Origin of the sequence: Williamsia serinedens, from assembly GCF_024171725.1 — a bacterium.
GTDB classification, from domain to species: Bacteria; Actinomycetota; Actinomycetes; order Mycobacteriales; family Mycobacteriaceae; genus Williamsia_A; species Williamsia_A serinedens.
On record NZ_JAMTCG010000002.1, the window covers coordinates 285,781 to 304,685 of the forward strand.

General features: G+C 71.3%; 23 protein-coding genes. 8 read left to right on the top strand and 15 right to left on the bottom strand.

Annotation, left to right across the window (positions count from 1 at the left end; all coding sequences use genetic code 11):
• Window positions 1-2: 2 nt before the first annotated feature.
• Both LX12_RS04780 and LX12_RS04785 read right to left on the bottom strand, forming a co-directional pair.
• Window positions 3-464 (bottom strand): hypothetical protein, encoded by a 462-nt coding sequence (locus tag LX12_RS04780; protein WP_253653386.1) that lies wholly within the window; start codon window positions 462-464, stop codon window positions 3-5.
• A gap of 134 nt (window positions 465-598) precedes the next feature.
• The gene (locus tag LX12_RS04785) at window positions 599-1,435 is read right to left on the bottom strand and encodes an alpha/beta fold hydrolase (RefSeq protein ID WP_253653387.1); all 837 of its coding nucleotides are present in this window, start codon (window positions 1,433-1,435) and stop codon (window positions 599-601) included.
• A gap of 97 nt (window positions 1,436-1,532) precedes the next feature.
• Between LX12_RS04785 and LX12_RS04790 the strand changes: the two genes are divergently transcribed.
• Window positions 1,533-2,147, top strand: coding sequence for a TetR/AcrR family transcriptional regulator (locus tag LX12_RS04790; RefSeq protein WP_253653388.1), 615 nt, complete (start codon window positions 1,533-1,535; stop codon window positions 2,145-2,147).
• 3 nt (window positions 2,148-2,150) lie between these two features.
• On the opposite strand, the gene LX12_RS04795 is transcribed toward LX12_RS04790, so the two are convergent.
• A complete protein-coding gene (locus LX12_RS04795; RefSeq protein ID WP_253653389.1) occupies window positions 2,151-2,543 on the bottom strand; it encodes a tautomerase family protein in 393 nt (130 codons plus the stop codon).
• Window positions 2,544-2,659: 116 nt separating this feature from the next.
• Between LX12_RS04795 and LX12_RS04800 the strand changes: the two genes are divergently transcribed.
• On the top strand, window positions 2,660-3,325 hold the full coding sequence (locus LX12_RS04800) for a maleylpyruvate isomerase family mycothiol-dependent enzyme (protein ID WP_253653390.1): 666 nt from the start codon (window positions 2,660-2,662) through the stop codon (window positions 3,323-3,325).
• Window positions 3,326-3,327: 2 nt separating this feature from the next.
• Here the strand turns inward: LX12_RS04800 and LX12_RS04805 are convergent, their stop codons facing one another.
• Window positions 3,328-3,825 (bottom strand): VOC family protein, encoded by a 498-nt coding sequence (locus LX12_RS04805; protein WP_253653391.1) that lies wholly within the window; start codon window positions 3,823-3,825, stop codon window positions 3,328-3,330.
• Between the two features lie 63 nt (window positions 3,826-3,888).
• On the opposite strand from LX12_RS04805, the gene LX12_RS04810 reads away from it, so the two are divergent.
• Window positions 3,889-4,710, top strand: a complete 822-nt coding sequence (locus LX12_RS04810) for an AraC family transcriptional regulator (protein ID WP_253653392.1) — start codon at window positions 3,889-3,891, stop codon at window positions 4,708-4,710.
• An 18-nt stretch (window positions 4,711-4,728) separates the two neighbouring features.
• On the opposite strand, the gene LX12_RS04815 is transcribed toward LX12_RS04810, so the two are convergent.
• From LX12_RS04815 to LX12_RS04835, 5 genes are all read right to left on the bottom strand, one after another.
• Window positions 4,729-5,637: a hypothetical protein gene (locus LX12_RS04815; protein ID WP_253653866.1), complete on the bottom strand. Its 909-nt coding sequence runs from the start codon at window positions 5,635-5,637 to the stop codon at window positions 4,729-4,731.
• A 49-nt stretch (window positions 5,638-5,686) separates the two neighbouring features.
• Window positions 5,687-6,943, bottom strand: coding sequence for a serine--tRNA ligase (gene serS, locus LX12_RS04820; RefSeq protein WP_253653393.1), 1,257 nt, complete (start codon window positions 6,941-6,943; stop codon window positions 5,687-5,689).
• 51 nt (window positions 6,944-6,994) lie between these two features.
• Window positions 6,995-7,795, bottom strand: a complete 801-nt coding sequence (locus tag LX12_RS04825; protein WP_253653394.1) for a hypothetical protein — start codon at window positions 7,793-7,795, stop codon at window positions 6,995-6,997.
• 13 nt (window positions 7,796-7,808) lie between these two features.
• Entirely contained in the window at window positions 7,809-8,093 is a 285-nt protein-coding gene (locus LX12_RS04830) for a DUF1049 domain-containing protein (RefSeq protein WP_253653395.1), read from the bottom strand.
• Between the two features lie 87 nt (window positions 8,094-8,180).
• Window positions 8,181-8,384, bottom strand: a complete 204-nt coding sequence (locus LX12_RS04835; RefSeq protein WP_253653396.1) for a CsbD family protein — start codon at window positions 8,382-8,384, stop codon at window positions 8,181-8,183.
• A 141-nt stretch (window positions 8,385-8,525) separates the two neighbouring features.
• Here LX12_RS04835 and LX12_RS04840 point away from each other — a divergent pair, with 141 nt between their 5' ends.
• Together LX12_RS04840 and LX12_RS04845 are read left to right on the top strand one after the other, a co-directional pair.
• Window positions 8,526-9,932, top strand: a complete 1,407-nt coding sequence (locus tag LX12_RS04840) for a septum formation family protein (RefSeq protein WP_253653397.1) — start codon at window positions 8,526-8,528, stop codon at window positions 9,930-9,932.
• A 13-nt stretch (window positions 9,933-9,945) separates the two neighbouring features.
• Window positions 9,946-10,296 (top strand): metallopeptidase family protein, encoded by a 351-nt coding sequence (locus tag LX12_RS04845; RefSeq protein WP_253653398.1) that lies wholly within the window; start codon window positions 9,946-9,948, stop codon window positions 10,294-10,296.
• Window positions 10,297-10,314: 18 nt separating this feature from the next.
• Here the strand turns inward: LX12_RS04845 and LX12_RS04850 are convergent, their stop codons facing one another.
• Both LX12_RS04850 and pheA read right to left on the bottom strand, forming a co-directional pair.
• Window positions 10,315-10,971: a histidine phosphatase family protein gene (locus tag LX12_RS04850; RefSeq protein ID WP_253653399.1), complete on the bottom strand. Its 657-nt coding sequence runs from the start codon at window positions 10,969-10,971 to the stop codon at window positions 10,315-10,317.
• Window positions 10,971-11,897 (bottom strand): prephenate dehydratase, encoded by a 927-nt coding sequence (gene pheA / locus LX12_RS04855; RefSeq protein ID WP_253653400.1) that lies wholly within the window; start codon window positions 11,895-11,897, stop codon window positions 10,971-10,973. The genes LX12_RS04850 and pheA overlap by 1 nt, the downstream gene beginning before the upstream one ends.
• Window positions 11,898-12,007: 110 nt before the next feature.
• On the opposite strand from pheA, the gene LX12_RS04860 reads away from it, so the two are divergent.
• From LX12_RS04860 to LX12_RS22170, 3 genes are read left to right on the top strand one after another with little or no spacing between them, the layout of a single operon-like run.
• Complete coding sequence (locus LX12_RS04860; RefSeq protein WP_253653401.1) at window positions 12,008-12,754, top strand: DUF2470 domain-containing protein; 747 nt, start codon at window positions 12,008-12,010, stop codon at window positions 12,752-12,754.
• 33 nt (window positions 12,755-12,787) lie between these two features.
• Window positions 12,788-13,600, top strand: a complete 813-nt coding sequence (locus tag LX12_RS04865) for a CPBP family intramembrane glutamic endopeptidase (protein ID WP_253653867.1) — start codon at window positions 12,788-12,790, stop codon at window positions 13,598-13,600.
• Window positions 13,601-13,652: 52 nt separating this feature from the next.
• Window positions 13,653-14,981 (top strand): LCP family protein, encoded by a 1,329-nt coding sequence (locus tag LX12_RS22170; RefSeq protein ID WP_253653402.1) that lies wholly within the window; start codon window positions 13,653-13,655, stop codon window positions 14,979-14,981.
• Window positions 14,982-14,996: 15 nt separating this feature from the next.
• On the opposite strand, the gene LX12_RS04875 is transcribed toward LX12_RS22170, so the two are convergent.
• The 4 genes from LX12_RS04875 to LX12_RS04890 all read right to left on the bottom strand — a co-directional run bounded on the left by LX12_RS04875 (window position 14,997) and on the right by LX12_RS04890 (window position 18,903).
• On the bottom strand, window positions 14,997-15,920 hold the full coding sequence (locus LX12_RS04875; RefSeq protein ID WP_253653403.1) for a DUF5926 family protein: 924 nt from the start codon (window positions 15,918-15,920) through the stop codon (window positions 14,997-14,999).
• A gap of 56 nt (window positions 15,921-15,976) precedes the next feature.
• On the bottom strand, window positions 15,977-16,786 hold the full coding sequence (locus LX12_RS04880) for a glycerophosphodiester phosphodiesterase (protein WP_253653404.1): 810 nt from the start codon (window positions 16,784-16,786) through the stop codon (window positions 15,977-15,979).
• Complete coding sequence (locus LX12_RS22175) at window positions 16,783-17,751, bottom strand: DUF4328 domain-containing protein (protein WP_253653405.1); 969 nt, start codon at window positions 17,749-17,751, stop codon at window positions 16,783-16,785. Before LX12_RS22175 ends, LX12_RS04880 begins: the two co-directional genes overlap by 4 nt.
• A gap of 285 nt (window positions 17,752-18,036) precedes the next feature.
• Window positions 18,037-18,903: a S49 family peptidase gene (locus LX12_RS04890; RefSeq protein WP_372504929.1), complete on the bottom strand. Its 867-nt coding sequence runs from the start codon at window positions 18,901-18,903 to the stop codon at window positions 18,037-18,039.
• Window positions 18,904-18,905: the final 2 nt, after the last annotated feature.

Here is an 18,905-nt window from a genome sequence, read left to right on the forward strand (position 1 = left end):
GGTCACGGCTGCGGTGGCCAAGCGGGCAGTCGGCGCTGCAGCGCGTCCAGCTGATCGACGTCGACCCACGACGGGTTGCTCGCGGCGGGGACGCGCAGCACCTCCATGCGTGACAGCCCCGGGATCTCCCGGAGGTCCGTGGCCCGAACGACGTCGTCGGGATCGAGCACCGTGATGTCGGTGGGGACGACGAGCTGTCCGTTCGCGTCGGTGGACGTCGGCCCGCTGATCCACCCGAGCCCCCAGACGCCGCGCGGTGTCGGGCCGTCGGCGGGACCGCTCAGCCACAGGAGCGCGCGCTGTCCGCGGCGCATCATCGCGCTGCGGTAGTTGTCGGCAACGCAGCGACTCTCGATCCGCGTCCGCCCGTCGGCGATGTCGGAGAGCATGTCCCGGCGTCGGCCGCTCGCGGTGAACACCCACGCGCCGAGCGTCGTCTCCGTGATCGTCCGCGGCGTCCCCATCGGGTCACCGGTTCCCCGCATGCTGCCCCCGCAAACACGAACCGGCCGCACCCGGGGGGCCGGGTGCGGCCGGTGAGCGGACGAGCCGCTGCAACGCGTCGGCCGCCTTCTTCGCCGCGCGACCTCGTGGTGCCCTACTTCGCGAGGAAGTCGAGCAGGACCTTGTTGACCTCGTCGTGGTGCGTCCACAGCAGCCCGTGCGGGCCGCCCTCGATCTCGACGTACTCGGCGTCGGGCAGGGCCTTGTGGAACTCACGACCGGTGGCGTCGATCGGGAGGATGTTGTCCGCGGTGCCGTGCACGATGAGCGCGGGCACGTCGATCTTCGGGATGTCCTCGCGGAAGTCGGTCAGCCATGTCGGCTGCGCGTGGATCGACGAGTAGGGCGACGCGTTGTAGGCCAGCTGCGTGTTGGCGTCGAGCGCCTCCTGCGACAGCCGGTTGCCCAGGTAGTCGTCGGTGTTGAAGAAGTTCTGGAAGAAGCTGGTGAAGAAGGCGTAGCGATCGGACTTCACCGCGTCGGCCAGACCGTCGAACACGTCCTGCGGGACGCCCGTCGGGTTGTCGTCGGTCTGCAGGAGGAACGGCTCCAGCGAGCCGAGGAAGACGGCCTTCGACACACGGCTCGAGCCGTGGTTGCCGAGGTAGCGCGCCACCTCGCCGGTACCCATCGAGAACCCGACCAGCACCACGTCGTTCAGATCGAGGGTGTCGAGGACGGCCTTGAGGTCGGCGGCATAGGTGTCGTAGTCGTGACCGATCGTCGGCCGGCTGGACCTGCCGAACCCGCGACGGTCGTAGGTGATCACACGGAAGCCGGCGTCGAGGAGGGCCTGGGTCTGCTTCTCCCACGACGACCCGTCGAGCGGGTATCCGTGGATGAGCACGACGGGCTGTCCCGTGCCGTGGTCCTCGTAGTAGAGCTCGATGGGCGCCGAGTTCTCCGTGCCCACGGTCGTCACGTATGCCATGCCATCTCTCCCTCGATCGATGCCGCCGGAGAACGTTCGTTCTCCGATGTCCAGAACACTAAAGAACGATCGTTCTCCGGTCAAGTAGGATGATGCGATGAGTTCCCACGAGGTCCCGTCGCCGGTCGAGTCCCCGGCCCCGACGGACGCGAGCATGGACTCGGTGCGCAACACCGTGATCGAGGCCGCGGACCAGCTGTTCTACGAGCGGGGGATACAGCAGGTCGGGATGGACGAGCTGCGCGCCGCGGCCGGGGTGTCGCTGAAGCGCCTGTACGCCGAGTTCGAGGGCAAGGACGCGATCGTGCTGGCGGTGCTGCGGCGTCGTCACGCGATGTGGGTGCGCGGCATCGACGAGGCCGCCGACCGGTACGAGGGCGGACGCGAGAAACTGCTCGGCATCTTCGACTTCCTCGCCACCTGGTTCGCCACCGACGACTTCCGCGGGTGCGCGTTCATCAACGCGTTCGGCGAGCTCGGTGGCAGTTCGGAGCGGGTCGCGCAGGCGGCCCGCGAGCACAAGCAGTCGTTCCAGACCTATGTCGACGGTCTCGTGGCCGACCTCGGTGCCCCGGAGACGTTGGCGCGACAGCTGGTCCTGCTGGCCGAGGGTGCGCAGACGACGTCGGCGATCACCGGGGACCCGACGGCGGCCCAGCACGCGCGCGAGGCCGCCGAGGTGCTCATCGCCGCGGCGACCGCGCCTGCCTGACCCTCAGAGGTCGCCGGTGAGGAACTGCGCGACACCGCGCCCGAAGGACCAGTCGGCGCGGGTGTTCTCGACGAGCGACACGATCAGGTCGTCGCCGCCGACCCCGCACTCGTCCTGCAGTCGCTGCGCCAGGGCGGCGTAGAGCGCCTTCTTCTGTTCCTCGTCACGGCCCTGCTGGGTGACCTGGACGACGACGAGATCGTCGGTGCGCGTGTACCCGAGGCCGGTGTCCTCGGCGATGATGTGGCCCGGCCTGTGCTCGGTGATCAGCTGGTAGCGGTCCCGCGGGGGCGCGGCGAACACGTCGAGCATCACCGACTGCACGACGTCGGCGAGGTGCCGCAGCGCCTCGGGGTCCCTGCGGTTCTCGATGACGTGGATGTGGACCAGGGGCATGGACTCGACCTGCATTCTCGATGAAGGAGCCGCACGCGTTCTACGCTCGGCGACGATGCCCGGGGCAACCGGGTGTGACCGGCGGGTATTCCGTCGCCGACTCCCCGGGAGGCGCCATGACGTTCGACGCGGTGACCGAGTGGACCGCGGCGCAGCAGCGCGTGATCGGACTCGTCGGGGCGGCGACCACGGCCGCCGTCGGATCCCGGGTGCCCGCGTGTCCGGACTGGACCGTGCGAGACCTGCTGTCGCACATGGTCGGCATCGGTGCCGACGTTGTGGCGGGCCACGAGCCCGACGACCACAACGCCGACTGGACGGCCGCGCAGGTGGAGGCGCGCCGCGACGCCGACGTCACCGATCTCATCGCCGAGTGGCGGGGTCTGACCGAGGCGATGGTCGAGCACCTGCGGACCGCGGGCGACCGTCCGATCAACGACATCGTCATTCACGAGCAGGATCTGCGCGGCGCGCTGCGCATCCACGGCGCGACGGACACCCCCGCCGCGCACCACGTGCGCGACCGTTTCGCCGGCCGTCTGGGCGACCGCCTCGGTGACCTGCCCTGCCTCGAACTGCGCGGGAACGACTGGGACTGGCGCTCCGCCGACGGCGAGGCCGCGGTCGTCGTGGCCGCCTCCGATGCCGACCTGGCCCGGGCGCTCGTCTCCCGCAGGTCGGCCGCGCAGCTGCGCGCGTGGACGATCAGCGGCGAGATCGGCCCCTACCTCGACGCCTTCGCGATCCTGGGCCCGCTGCCGGAGACGGATCTGTCGGAGTAGGCCTACCCCTGCTGCGCGGCCCAGTCGGCGACGCGGCGATCGCTCTCCTCGGGCGAGAGGTCCTCGACCCGCGTCATCACCGACCACCGGACCCCGAACGGGTCCAGGATCGAGGCGAAGCGGTCGCCGGAGACGAACGTCGTCGGCTGTTCGCGGACGCGTGCACCGCGGGACACCGCGCGGTCGACGGTCGCGTCGACGTCGGTCACGTACACCGCCAGCGAGTAGACGACGGGACCCTCCGCCGACGGGGCAGCGAGGTCGTAGGCGTCGCTGGGCTCGCCGAGTTGCAGTCGGCCGTCGGCGAACTGGAGTTCCGCGTGGGCGACGGTCCCGCCCATCTCCGTCACGCCGGCGACCTCCGCACCGAACACGTCCCGGTAGAAGTCGATGGCCTCGCGGGCGGGCGTGACGACGATGAACGGTGTGAGCGACGAGTAGACGTGCGGTCGACCGTCGGTGGTGTGGGTTCCGGTGGCGGGAGCTGTTGTCGTGGTCATGCACCGATGGTCGTCGCCGACACCCTGGAAGGTCTTGAACATCTGCGACAGACTGATCCGACGATGGGCCCGTCCGAGATCCGCCGCGCCGTCGCTTCACGCGGCCACCTGAACCCCGGATCACCCCATGTGGCGTTCGACCGGTTCGAGCTGGGTCTCCCCGACCTCGTGCGGAACGTCTGGGTGGTCCGGTGGGACGTGCCGCGCCCGCTCGTGCAACGAGTGCTGAACCATCCGGCGGTGAACGTCGTGACCGAGGGCGGGCCCCAGGTCGACGGTCCGCATCACACCGGCCTCTACGGGCCGACGCCGCGCGTGAGCACCCGCACCCTGCACGGCGTCGGATGGGCTGTGGGAGTGCTGTTCCGGCCTGCGGCCACACCACATCTCACCGACCTCACCGAGGGCGCACTGTTGGGCGCCGACGTCCCCCACGCCGGGAGCCCTGCCGCGGCGATCGCCGAGGAGATGCACGCCGCCGGCGCGCGGGACGCAGTCGCCGCACTGCTCCTCGGCTGGCTGAGGCCTCTCGCCGACCGTGTGGACGACGCCGGCCGTCTCGCCAACCGCGCATCCGACCTCGCCGAGACCCGGCCCGACATCCTGGAGGCGTCGGCACTGGCCGACGCGGTGCATGCGTCGACACGGACGGTCGAGCGGATCGTGCGGCGGCACACGGGGTTCACGCCCAAGCAGCTCATCGAGTGCCGGCGGATGCAGACCGCCGCGACGCGGCTGTACCTCGAGCCCGACACCGACCTCGCCGGTCTCGCCGCGGAACTCGGTTTCGCCGACCACGCCCATCTCACGCGTCGATACCGCGCGGCGATCGGGGAGACACCGAGTGCGACCCGTGCGGCGGGGCGCGCACGGCCCGGCGTGTGACTCAGACCGACGCGTGACTCAGGCCGGCGCGGGTTCCGACTGCTCCGCCTGCGCCGACGCCTCCACCGCGCCCGACCAGGCGACGGTGACCGCACCGACGACCGCGGCGATGAACCCGACGACCGCGAGCCAGGCGAGGCCGCGCACGGTCTCGTCGCCGAGGAAGAGCACGCCGATCACGCCGGGCACCACCGTCTCGCCGACGACCAGCGCAGCGGTGGCACCGTTCACCGACCCGAGTTGCAGCGCGACGGTGTGCAGGTAGAACCCCCCACCGCCCGCGATCGCCAACGCGTACAGCGCCGGGTCGCTGAACAGCGCCGACAGCGAGAACGGGTCGAGCCCGTCGAGGATGCGTACCGCGATCGCGACCGCACCGAAGAGGGCGCCCGCCGCGAGACCCGCCGCGATGGCCGCCCGCGACCCGAGCGCCCGCACGATCGCCACCGACACCACGACGAGGGCCAGGGTCGCGGCGAGCACCACCCAGTGGAACAGCAGCGACTCGGTCTCGCGGGGGTTCTCCTTCGCGGAGACGCCCAGGGCGCACAACGCGGCGATGACGGTCGCGATCGCGATCCAATCCCGCATGTGTAGGCGGATGTTCAGCACGATGATCCCGAGGATCGCGGTGATGACCAGGTTCGCGCTGATGATCGTCTGCGACAAGAACAGTGGCGTGAGCCGCGCCGACACCGCTCCCCCGACGAAACCCAGCACGTCGAGCATCGTGCCGACGATGAACAGCACCGAGAGCATCGCCGCGATCGTCGAGCGCAGCGTGGGCCCGCCCGTGGCGGTGGCCAACCCGGTGTCGCCGCGGGCCAGGGCCTCGTCGTGCGACCGCCGGGCGGCGAGGGCCTGCAGCACCGACGACACCCCGTACGCGACGCTGGCGAACAGGGCCGCGAGGATGCCGGCGATCATCATCGGGCGATCATCGCAAACGCCGCGTCCACGCCGGTGGAGAACGCGCTCAGCGTGGGGTGAGCACCTCGGTCCCGACCAGCTCGGCGAGAGCCTGCGGGAGGCGCACGCTGCCGTCGGGCTGCTGGTGGTTCTCCAGGATCGCGACGATCCACCGCGTCGTGGCCAGCGTCCCGTTCAGCGTCGCGGCGACCTGCGGCTTGCCGCTGTCGTCGCGGTACCGCACCGAGAGTCGTCGGGCCTGAAACGTGGTGCAGTTCGACGTCGACGTCAGCTCACGGTAGGTGCCCTGGGTGGGGACCCATGCCTCGCAGTCGAACTTGCGCGCGGCCGACGACCCGAGATCCCCGGCCGCGGTGTCGATCACGCGGTAGGGCACGTCGATGGCGGCGAGCATCTCCTTCTGCCAGCCGAGCAGACGCTGGTGTTCGGCCTCGGCGTCCTCGGGTCGGCAGTAGACGAAGCCCTCGACCTTGTCGAACTGGTGGACACGGATGATGCCGCGGGTGTCCTTGCCGTAGCTACCTGCCTCGCGTCGGAAACAGCTCGACCAGCCCGCGTAGCGCTTAGGCCCGTCGGCGAGGTCGATGATCTCGTTCATGTGGTAGCCGGCCATGGGCACCTCGGAGGTGCCGACGAGGTACAGGTCGTCGTCGTCGAGGTGGTAGATCTCGTCGGCGTGCGCACCGAGGAAGCCGGTGCCCTCCATGACGTCCGGGCGCACCAGGACCGGCGGGATCATCATCGTGAACCCGTTGGCGACGGCCAGTCGGGTGGCGAGCTGCAGCAGCGCCAACTGCAGCAGGGCCCCGTCGCCGGTGAGGAAGTAGAACCTCGACCCCGAGACCTTCGCGCCGCGTTCCATGTCGAGCAGGCCGAGCCGCTCGCCGATCTCGAGGTGGTCGCGCGGGTTCTCGATCTCCGTCGGCGTGCCCACGTGCTCGAGGACCACGTAGTCGTCCTCGCCGCCCGCGGGCGCCTCGGGTGCGACGACGTTGCCGATCGCCCGGTGGGCGGCGGCGACGGCTGCCTCGGCTTCGGACTGTGCGGCGACCGCCGCTTTCACCCGCTCGGCGAGCTGCTTGCCCTCGTCGAGCAGGACCTGCTTCTCGTCGGGCGCGGCCTTGCCGACGCGCTTCCCGAGAGCCTTCTGCTCCGAGCGCAGGGAGTCGGCTTCGACGATCGCGGTGCGGCGGGTCTCGTCGGCAGACAGGAGAGTGTCGACCAGTGACGGGTCCTCACCGCGCTTGCGCTGCGAGGTCCGGACAAGATCGGGGTCGTCCCGGAGGAGTTTCAGGTCGATCACGCCGCACACCTTACTGACCGGTGTGCCTGTGACCTGCGTCGTGGCAGCGGCTCAGGCGGCGTTGGCGTCGAGCCACCGGGAGGCCGAGTCTGCGGCCTCGCGGAGTGCGGACCGCTCGCCGACGTAGTCGGCGGCAGCTCCGACGACCGGCACCTTGGACAGCGTCCGCCAGATCCGTTTCGGGGCAGGGCGGTGTCTGATCTCCCCGACGACGGCGCGCAGCAGTTTCGCGGTGGCCCACACCCGCTTCACGACGTCGCGGGCCGACCACGGCCGACCGGCCGCCACGTCGCGCTCGGCGTCGGGGATGTCGTCGGGGACTGCGTTCTCGAGGGTCGTCTCGTCGGCGTGGGCGGCGGACGGATCGATGGTCCGGCCGCACAGGACCTCGGCGATCATGCGGGCCTGTTCACGCCGGTCGTCCACGCCGTGGACGCGAGCGATCGCGCAGAGCACGAACGACTGCTGGGTGAAGCCGAGGACGTCCTGGATGGGCAGCCGGTCGGCGACCGCACCGAGAACACCCGGATAGGCGACGAGGATGTTGGTGATGGCCCCGACGCGGGTGACCCACCAGTCGTCGCGCTCGGCGACGGACATGGCCGTCCACTTCGGGGTCCCCGGCGCGGCGGCGGCATTGGTGGCCCACGCCAGGGAGTTCGCGGCGGCGTTCACGGCCTTCTCGGGGAAGGATGCCTCCGCAGACGACGACGCCCCCCGACCCGAGTCCCCGTTTTTATCGCCCGATCCGTCGAACGGATCACTGTCGGCGAGGACATCCAGCACGGGCGCGATGAGACCGGTGGCCCGGTGCAGAATTCCGAGGAGTTCGGTGTCGGAGAGCGTCGTCATGAGGGTCAGCGCGTCACTTCACCGCAGAGCGGATCTTCAGCGCGGCCGTCACCAGGAGGGTGAACACGATGCCCACCGCGACGCCTCCGAGGAGCGCGTAGCCGGTGTTGATGCTGAAGTCCCATGCGATGAACGACAGGCGCAGCCGCTCGGTGTTCTGCAGGACGAACGTCACGACCGCGGCGATGACGACCACGAGGACGAGCGCGGCGGCCTTGGCGGTGACGCTACCCTTCCGGCGACGGGTGGCCGGCGTGGTGTCGGTGGCTGCGTGGCGGGGGGTGATGGTGTCGGTCATGACTGATGTCCTTTCGGGTGGTGTGGGTGGTGGCACGGCCGGGCAGCGGTGCCGGTGAGGGTCGCGCCCGGCCGTGTCACCTGAGCGTCAGCTCAGGGCGTCCTTGATGTTCTGACCGGCCTTCTTGATGCCGGCCTCGCCCTGGTCCTTCTTGCCCTCGGCCTTGAGGTCCTTGTTGTCGGTCGCGTCACCGACGACCTCCTTGGCCTTGCCGACGGCGTCGGTGGCGGCGTTCTGGGCCTTGTCCAGTGCGTCCGAGGCGGCTTCCTTGGCCTTGTCGACGAAGCTCATTGCTCGCTCCTTCATTCGGTGTCGTCCGGCCCCCTTGTGGACCGGATCGGTTGCGCAGGTGTAGTCGGGCACGCATGCGGAGATTGCACGTGCGACATGCGTGATCTGCGTCACCCGGCGCAGAAGGCATGATGGTGCGCGATGTCCACCGAGAACGACGACGACGAGACCCGCCCGATCCCCCACGACGGGGAGGCCGGCGACCAGACCCCCGACGAGCCGACCGTCGACGACGCCGACGAGACGGACGCCAACGACGACCACACGCAGGGGCAGGTCCCGGACGACGTCGCCCCCGCGACTCCCGCCGCCACCCCGCGCGGGCTGGGCTGGCTCCGCTCGCATCCGCTGCGCACGGTGCTGGGCGCGGTGGTGCTCGGCGCCCTGGCCGCGGCGGCGATCGTGGCGGCGGTCGGCGGCTTCTCCGACGGCGGGACGATCGCGACGTCGCAGATCGGGGACCAGGAACGAGGGCCGGAGTCGAACGCCTTCAACCGGTCGACGCCGGGCACGTGCCTGACCTGGCCGCGGGACGACCCCGGCCGTCCCACGGCCATCGGCTGCGGCGGCGAGCACTACTTCGAGGTCGCCGGGGTCGTCGACGCGTCCACCATCACCGTCGCCCAGTTCGCCGCGGCGCAGTCGACCGCTGCCCAGTCCTCCGCCACACAGTCCTCGGCGGCGCCGTCGGCGACGGCTCCGTCGTCCGTTGCGTCATCGGCCGTGCGTCCCACCTCGACGACGCCCTCGTCGGCAGGGCCGTCGTCGTCGGTCGCACCGACGTCACCGGCGTTCGGTGACGACGCACCCTGGCCGACGTCCGCGCAGTTCGGCGCGCTGCGCGCCGAGTTCTGTCCCGGCCAGGTGAACGCCTACCTGCAGGGCAGGTTCGATCCCGACGGCCGCTTCTCGGTCGGCATGCTCTTCCCGTCGAAACGGCAGTGGGACGCCGGTGAGCGGACGCTGCGCTGCGGTCTGCAGCTCACCGACTCGACCGGCGCGCTGGTCGGGTTCCTCGGTCGCGTCGCCGACCAGGACCAGTCGTTGCAGTGGCCGGCGGGCACGTGCATCGGCATCGACCTGCGCACCCGGCAGCCCACCGATCCCGTGTCCTGCGCCGAGCAGCACGCGTTCGAGGTCACCGCGGTGGTCGGCCTCGGGCAACGGTTCGGCGCCGCGGGCAGCGGCCGTCCCTGGCCGGACACCGCCACGCAGAACCAGTTCCTCGAGGGGACGTGCCCGCAGCTCACCGACACCTATCTCGGTGGTCGGCAGAAGTTCACCGACACCACCCTCAACGTGCAGTGGTCGACGCTGACCGAGGCGAGTTGGAACGCGGGCAGCCGAACGGTGGTCTGTTACGTCGGCCTGCCCGACCAGGGCGGGTTCGCGACCCTGGTCGGCAGCGCGAAAGGCAACCTGCTGATCAATGGTCGAGTCCCGACACCCCCGCCGTCGGAGCCGCCGGGCCGGTTGAACCCGACGCCCGTGCCGCTGCCGCAGGGCATCTCGCCGAACCCGACCGAGGTCCCGGCACCCATCGGGTGACGGGGGTGTCGCGATGCCGGTGACGATGGGCGAGGAGGAGTTCGAGGGTCTCGTCGGCGATGCCCTCGACTCCATCCCGCCGGAGCTGACGGACGCGATGAGCAACGTCGTGATCCTCGTCGAGCCACACCACCCCGACGAACCGGGTCTGCTCGGTCTGTACGAGGGCATCGCGCTCACCGAGCGTGACAGTTCCTACGGTTTCGCCGTACCGGACACCATCACGATCTACCGCGAGCCGCTGCTCGCCATGTGCGCGAGCCGCGACGAGGTCGTCGACGAGGTGGCGATCACGGTCGTCCACGAGGTGGCCCACCACTTCGGGATCAGCGACGACTGGCTGCACGCCCACGGGTGGGGCTGAGACAGGGATCCGCGGCGCTCAGCCCATCGGGTCGACGGATGCGGCCGCCGTGGGGCGGACCGGGTCGACACCGCCCCAGTGCACGCAGCGCCAGCCGCCGTTGACCCGTGCGAGCTCCACCGAGGCGGTGTTCGGCAGTCCGTTGTCGTGCGCGAAACCGCGGTCGACGTCGCCGAGATGCGCCGCCACGAGTCGGATCGCGGCGCCGTGGCTGACGACGTAGACGTCGCCGCTGTCGTCGGAGTCGTCGAGGTGACGGACCGCGAGGTCCTCGATCACGGGCAGGTAGCGGGCGAAGACGTCGTCGAGGGACTCGCTGTCGCCGACACGGCGGTCGGTGTAGCCGTCGAACCAGTCGGCGATGAGGTCGCGGAACGCGCGCACCGAGCGGTCGTCGTTGCGATCCTCCATCGACCCGACCTGGACCTCGTGGATGCCCTCGACCGTCTGCGCTTCGACGCCCCAGACGCTCCCGATGAGCTGCGCGGTCTCCCGGGCACGTCGGGCGACCGAGCTGTAGAGCGCCGCCGGCCGCACATCGGGGTTGAGCAGCCCGAACCGGACGGCCTGTCGCGCGCCGAAGTCGGTGAGTCCGGCGCCGGGTGGGCGCGTGTCGAGGCGCGCCATCACGTTCGAGGTCGTCTGGCCGTGGCGGATGAGGTGCAGGCTGCCCATCAGCGCTTCCCCTCGCGCAGACCCTCGACCCAGGCGAGCGACCCCCGGGTGTCCGGCGGCGGTTCGCCGTTGCCCCGATCGGCCGGCCACGACCCCAGGAACGACACCCCGGCGTGGGCGTGCAGACCGGCGAGTGCCTGGGCCATCGGCGCGTCGTCGATGTGTCCGACGGCGTCGAGGAAGAAGAAGTAGCCCCGGGCGGTCCTACGCGGTCGGGACTCGATGCGGGTCAGGTCGATCTCGCGGTCGGCGAACTCCCGCATCGCCCGCATGAGCGACCCGGGGACGTTCGGGAGGTCGATGATCACCGACGTCCGGTCGTCACCGGTCCGCGTCGGCACGGGCACCGGACGCGACAACAGGACGAACCGCGTCGTCGCGTCCGCGGCGTCGGCGACGTTCTCGGCCAGCGGGACCAGTCCGTGTGTCCGTGCGGCGATCGGGGTGGTGAGCGCGGCGTCGGCACCACCGGTGGCGACGTCGGATGCGGCCGCGGCGTTCGACGACGCGGGCACCACCGTGGCCGCCGGGAAGAGCCGCTCGATGCTCTCGCGCGTCTGGCCGGCCGCGACCGGGTAGGCCGCGATGGTCGTCACCGTGTCGGGCTCGAGCGTCGCGCGGGCGGCGACGGTGAAGGCGATGTCGATGACGACCTCGGCGACGATCTGCACGGGCGCACCCGTCGCGAGCGCGTCCATGGTCGCCGGCACGGCGCCCTCCACGGAACTCTCCATCGGGACGCACCCGAAGTCGGCCGCGCCGGAGCGGACCGCCTCGATCACCGCGCGGGGACTCGTCTGCGGGAGGCGCTCGGCGTCGGCGGGAACGTCGAGCCCGTCGACCCCCGGCACGACGTCGGCCAGGAGGCGATCAAGTGCCATCTCGGTGAACGTCCCGGCGGGACCGAAGTAGGCGACTGCGGGCACGGGTTCAGCGTAGTTCACCGGTTGTCCGCCGATCCGGTATCGCTTAGGTTAGCCTTACCTGAAAGCCCACCGACGCCCGACCGCACCGGTCGACCGAGACGGAGACACCGATGACCCAGGCCCTCACGGACAAGCCGACCGACGCCGAGTCCATCCGGACCGCCTGCATGCGGGTGCAGACCGCCGTCGTCGCGGTCGAGGGCGGCGAGCCGACCCCGGTGTCGATGGTCCACCTGTTCGACGAGCAGGCGTTCGTCCTGATCCCGTCGGCGAGCGCCGCGGCCGACGCACTGGCCGAGGATCCCGACGGGGTCACCGCGATGATCGAGGTGACCGACTGCGCACCCATCGAGGTCCGCGAGCCGGTGCGGGCCCTGATCTGGCTCAACGGGGTGTTGCACCCGGTACCCGGTGACCTCGAGCGGGAGCTGGCGCTCGAGATCGCCGCCGAGCACCCCGCCGACGACCTGCTCGACCTCGGACACGGGTTCTCCCTGGCGCGCCTCGTCGTCGGCGGCGCGGTGATCGCGACGTCGGCCGGCGCGGCCGCGGTCGACGCGACCGAACTGGCGCGGGCGACCCCCGACCCGTTCTGGGAGCACGAGCCCGACTGGATCGCCCACCTCGACTCCGAGCACTCCGACGTCGTCGTCGCCCTCACCCGACGACTGCCCGCCGACCTGCGGACGGGCCGTGTCCGTCCCCTGGGCATCGACCGCTACGGGATCCGGTTCCGCGTCGAACGCAGTGAGGGCGACGTCGACACGCGCCTGTCGTTCCCGCGGCCGGTCGGGGATGTGATGGAGCTGTCGCGCGCGCTGCGGGCTCTCGCGGGCTGCCCGTTCCCGCACGGCTGAGGCCCATAGAACCGCGTCTACCCTGGCCGGGTGATGCGACCCGGCCTGCGTGCGGTTCTCGCGCCGGCCCGACCGGCGGACATCGCCGTCGTCACCGACCGCGCGCAGCGTCGTGCGATCGGCATCGAGATCACGATCGTCCTGGTGCTCACGTTCGGCCTGTCGGCGACGTCGTCGATCCTGTCGCTGATCGAGGCGGAGCTGCGGTCCGGCGGGATCAGCCGGACCACGGTGGCCCTCAACGCATCGCAGTCGTCGTCGACCTGGATCGACCTCGCGGCCCAGTTGCTCTCCGCGGCACGATTGTTCGCCATCGCCGGCCTGGCGATCTACCTCCTGTACCGCAGCGGGGTCCGCCTCTCGCGAGTCGGCGTCACCCGCACACCGAGCAGGCGTGACGCCGCGTGGGGCGTGGCGCTCGCCGCGGTGATCGGCATCCCCGGACTCGGCCTGTACGTGGTGGCGCGCGAACTCGGCCTCAACGCGCAGGTGCTGCCCAGCGACCTGACGGAGACCTGGTGGCGACTGCCGGTGCTCGTCGTCTCGGCGGTCGGGAACGCCGCGGCCGAGGAGTTCCTCGTCGTCGCCTACCTCGTCACCCGGCTCCGTCAGCTCGGGTGGGGTGAGGGGCGATCGCTGCTGGCGTCGGCGCTGCTGCGCGGGTCGTATCACCTCTACCAGGGCTTCGGCGGTGGCGTCGGGAACGTCGCGATGGGCCTGGTCTATGGCCGCTTCCACCAGCTGACGTCGCGGACGTGGCCGCTGGTGATCGGGCACGCCCTGATCGACACGGTCGCGTTCGTGGGGTACGCGCTGCTCCGCGACCACCTGGCCTGGCTGGGCTGAACACGCGGAGTTCGTGGCCGGACCATCAGCAACTCTCCGTACAGTCTGATCCGTGAGCGAGCAGGACGGGCCCTTCATCCGGCGCCCCCGAGACCCCCGGGGTCGCGGCCGGCCGGACGGCCCGGGAGTCCCGGACGGTCGGGGCCGGGGCGGGCAGGGTGGTCGCGCACCGTCCGACCGCCCCGGTGTCCCCGGCTACGCCCCGCCACAGACACCGCAGCCCTACCGCTCCGACCCGCGTCCATCACGTCCCGCCCCACCACCGCCCGGTCGGCCGGCATCGGCGGCACCCGGCGGGTTCCGTCGCGATCCCCGACTCGACGACCTCCGGCGGTCCCGGTCGGGCGGCGCCCCACCGCCCCCGCCGCCCCGCCGCCCGGGGCGGGAGACACGCGACGCACCGCCCTCACCGGCACGACGCCGTCGCCGCCGCATCCCGATCGTCCGGAGCATCCTCGTCCTGCTGCTCGTGATCGTCGTCGCGGCGGTCGGGCTGACGTTCTACTACGACTCGAAGCTGAACCGCGTCGACGCGATGCCGTCCTACGCGGGCCGTCCCGCGGACACCCCCGGCACCAACTGGATCCTGGTCGGCTCGGACTCGCGAGCGGGGTTGTCGTCCGAACAGAAGGAGCAGCTCGCCACCGGCGACAGCGACGGCGCCCGCACCGACACCATCATGCTGGTCCACATCCCGAACAACGGGAAGGCGATGCTCATCAGCATCCCGCGCGACCTGTACGTCCCGATCGCCGGGTACGGCGACCACAAGATCAACGCGGCCTTCAGCTTCGGGCAGGCGCCGCTGTTGATCCAGACCGTCGAGTCGGTCAGCCGCGTCCGCATCGACCATTACGCCGAGATCGGGTTCGGCGGTTTCGACTCCCTGGTCGACTCGGTCGGCGGTGTGAACATCTGCCTCGACATGCCGCTCCGCGACCCGAAGGCAGGACTGAACCTGCGCGCCGGGTGCCAGGATCTCGACGGTCAGCAAGCCCTCGGGCTCGTGCGGACGCGTGCATTCCCCAACGCCGACCTGCAGCGCGTGGTGAACCAGCGGAAGTTCCTCAGCGCGTTGATGTCCAAGGCCGCGTCGCCGTCGACGATCCTGAACCCGTTCCGGCTCTTCCCCTTCGCGAACGGGGCGGTCAGCACGCTGACCGTCGACCAGGGCACCCACATCTGGGACATCGCCCGCCTCGGCTGGGCCTTGCGCGGCGGCCCCATCACGACGACCGTCCCCACCGGCGGTCCGGAGAACACCGACGACGGCGACGCACTCGCGGTGGGCGACAACACCACACAGTTCTTCGACCTGCTCGCCCGCGATCAGCCGATCCCCACCGACCTCCTCCAGGACACCGGCAGCGTCATCGGCTGACGCGCGTGACGGGGGTCAGCGCAGGGTGACCTGTCGACCACGGATGCCGTCGCGCGAACGACGTTGTGCCGCGGTCAGTTCGCCCGTGTCGGCGAGCGCCTCGGACAGGTCCGCCTCGAACCGGGCGCAGGGCGCGATCCACTCGTCGGGATGCATCTCGTTGTCGAGGTCGAAGACCGGGACCAGCAGGCCGTGTGTGCGGAACGATCCCGCGAATCGGGATCCCTCACCGAGGGTGAGCTTCTCGGCCGCGTGCAGCCGGGCCAGGGCGGTCATCAGGTCGTCCTCGGACTCGGGACGCACCCACCGGACGTGCGCACGCTCGCCGGCGTCGACCCACCACGGGGCTCCGACGAGGTCACCGCTGATCCGTGCCGTCGGCAGGATGGACTCGGACGCCTGCTCCACCATCGCGGCGATGTCCGGCGAGACGTCCTGCTGGTCGGAGAACCACCATCCGAAGTCCTCGTGCAGCGTCACGTCGAGTGTCGTGTCCGCGCCGAGGACGTCGACGAGGCTCGGTGCGTCCTCGTCGGCGACCGGTTCGTAGGGCGCGCCGGCCTCGGCGGCCGAGGCCCACAGCAGCGCGCCCGCGAGTTCGGCGGTCACGTCGGCGGGGTCGAACTCGGTCTGCAGACCGACGAGTCCCTCGACGCCTCCGCCCTCGGCCTCCCGCGTCAGCGCCTGCACGGCGCCGGGGAGGATCGTCGCGAGGGACACCGCGTTGGTGCCCACGCCTGCGCCCTGCGGGCTCACCGCGATGGTCGCCGACGCGACGAACGCGCGCAGCGCCACCAGGTCACACTCGGCGGCCAGGCCGACGAACGGCCGCGCCGGACCCGAGGCCGCGGCGGCCTGCCGTGCCTTGCGCGCCGCGACGCGCTCCGCCCGATTGCTGCCCGGCCGCGGGCCGCTGCCCCGCTTGCTCTTCTTCGCCATCCGACGAACGCTAGTGGACCCGGCCGGGCGACCGACGCCCGGCCGAAGGTCGGGCCCTACGTGCCGCGACCGCGTCGGGTCGGTTCGAGCCACTGCCGGATCCGCCCCGGGTGGTTCGTGGCGAGGAAGTCGACACCGATGCGTGCGCAGTGGGTGACGTCGGCGTACTCGTCGACGGTCCAGCAGTAGGTCGCCCGGCCCGACGCGGCGGCGCGGTCGACCGCCTCGGGGTGGTCGCGCAGCGTCATGATCGACGGGCCGATGCCCGTGGCCCCGACCGCCGTCGCGGCGCTGCCGCCGAGGATGCGTGCGGTGTCTCCGAGCAGGATCGTCGGGAGCATCGGCGCGTTGCGACGGACACGCCACACGGCCCCCGCGGAGAACGAGATCACCGCCGCTCGACTGTGATCCGCCGACGGCGGTGACGCGATGCCGAAACGGTGCAGTTCTGCCAGCAGCAACTGCTCGACGAGACCGCCGTAGCGCACGGGGTGCTTCGTCTCGATGAACAGGCGTACCGGGGTGTCGTGGTCGAGTGCGAGGGTCAGCAGTTCGGAGAGCGTCAGCACCGACTGTGGCCGGCCCCAGGCGTGCCAGCTGCCGAAGTCGAGGTCGCGGAGCTCCGCCAGCGACATCTCGCTCACGACACCGGTTCCCGACGACGTGCGGTCGACGGTGCGGTCGTGCACACAGACGAGGTGGTGGTCACTGGTGAGCCGGACGTCGCACTCGAGGCCCTCGGCACCCTGGGCGATGGCCAGTTCGTAGGCCGCGATCGTGTGCTCGGGTCGTTCGGCCGACGCGCCGCGGTGGGCGACGACGGACGGCCGTTGCGGCCGACGGATCGGCGGCGGGTCGGCGGTCATGCCGCGAGCCAGCGGGTCGTCGGCGCGCGATCGGTGCTCGGGTCGAACGTGCGGTACAGCAGCCACGCCGTGCCGATCGCGAACGCGGACCCGGCCAGATCGGTGAGGAGCGTCAGCAGGACGGCGTTCGCCGACCACTGGATGGAGTCGGCACCCAGACGGATCGCAAGGGTGACGACGGCCAGGAGGTTGAGCCCGGCCCACGCCGCCCACCACCCGCGCAGGATCGGGGTGACCCGGTCGGCCGGCAGGTGGTGCCCACACCGCACCAGCTCGTGCAGGAGGACCGGCGCACCGACCACGTTCACCAGTGGCACCAGGCAGCCGACGGCGATCTGCCATCGCGGACGCGGGTCGACGCGATCGATGGACCGGTAGGCGCGGGCGCGGTGGGCGACCATCCACGTCCAGAAGGTGACGAGGCAGACGACGAACCCGGCGACCGACACCCAGCCGACGGCCTGCGCGATCGCGTAGGCCCACGTGGCCGTCGCCCGCCCGATCGGCCGATCGCGGTTGACCACCAGCAACCCGTAGATCCACGCCTGCGAGATCGCGGCCACGAAAAGCGTGGTGCCCAGCGTCAGCACCGCGGGCTGCATGGAGTCGGCGGCCCGCTCCGCCCGGGTCCGGGCGGGCGTCTCGGGTGGGGTGACGACGTCGACGAGACCCCAGCCGGGGTTGTGGGTGTAGCGCGGCGTCGGACCCCGCGGTGGCCGCCGACGGACCGGCGGGCCGGGCAGCGCCTCCGGTGGGCGCCGCGCCACCCACCGGAACCGACGCTGCGCGGGACGTCGGGGCGCCGGCGGCGGCGAGGGGCGGCTCTGCGGGGCCGGGACACCTGTACGCGTCGGGATGTGCGCGGCGCTCGGCAGGACGGACAGCGGCCCGCCGCAGCGCGGGCACCCGGTCCGTCGCGCGTCGTGCGGGGCCTGGATCCGGCAGCGCGGGCAGAAGTCGATCACGCGCGTCCGCCGATCCGGCCGGCGTTCCCCGTCGTGCTGCCCACGTCGTCCATCGTGTCACGGCGACCGGGGATGGTGCGGGCTCCGACCACGGACGGTCCCGTTACCGATTCGTGATCTTGGCTGTGGCTTGGGTCACGAACGCACCGTCAAAGGGCCCTGTTGTCCACAGTTTCCACAGCCTCATCCACAGGTCGAGGGTGGATCGGCGAGCCTCGTGCCAGCAATTCCGGCATCGCCTGTGGATCGTTCACTATGCCGCCCGGGGTTGTTCACACCCGTGCATCAGCTCCCGAAGGACATCCAGCGCGCTCGACGGGCGACCGCGTCGAGCGTCCCGGTGACCGCCGCGTCCACCGCACCCGACATCTCGACACCCCCACCCGTGATTCGGGCGAGCAGAGGCTTGGGCGGCGTGATGACGTCGATGTCGGCGTCGGGGTAGCGCTCGGCGATCACCGACCGCATCACGCCGACCGCGTCGGCGAGGCCGACGTCGACAGCCCGACGGCCCACCCAGACGTCCCCCGAGAAGAGCTCGGTGTCCTCGCCCTGGAGCTTGGCGCCGCGTCGTTGACGGACCCATCCGATGAACGCCTCGTGCAGATCGCCCTGCAGACCCTCGAGCCAGGCGACGTCGTCGGCGTCCTCGGGCCGGAACGTGTCGAGCCGGGCCTTGTTGCTCCCCGCGGTGTGGATGCGGCGTTCCAGGCCGACGCGCTCGAGCAACTCCACAGCACCGAAGCCGGAGGTGACGACGCCGATGGATCCGACGACCGAGGTGCGCGCCGCGAAGATCTCGTCGGCCGCGCACGCGATCCAGTACCCGCCCGACGCGGCGACGTCCTCACAGAAGGCGAGGACCCGCACGCCGTTCTCCGAGGCGAGCTGACGGATCCGCTCGGCGATGTACTCCGACTGCGCGGGCGAGCCGCCCGGCGAGTTGATCACCAGCACCACGGCCTTGAGCCGATCGCCGGTGAAGGCGCGCTCGAGGGTTTTCTCCACGCCGTCGGCGGTCAGGCCGCCGCGGCCGAGGCCGATCGTCCCGATGTGGCCCTCGAGGCGCACCACCGCGACGCGATCGGGCCCGGTGCCGGTGAGTCGGGCGATGGCGCGGTGCAGCGGCCCACGCGGACGTGATGTGGTCACCG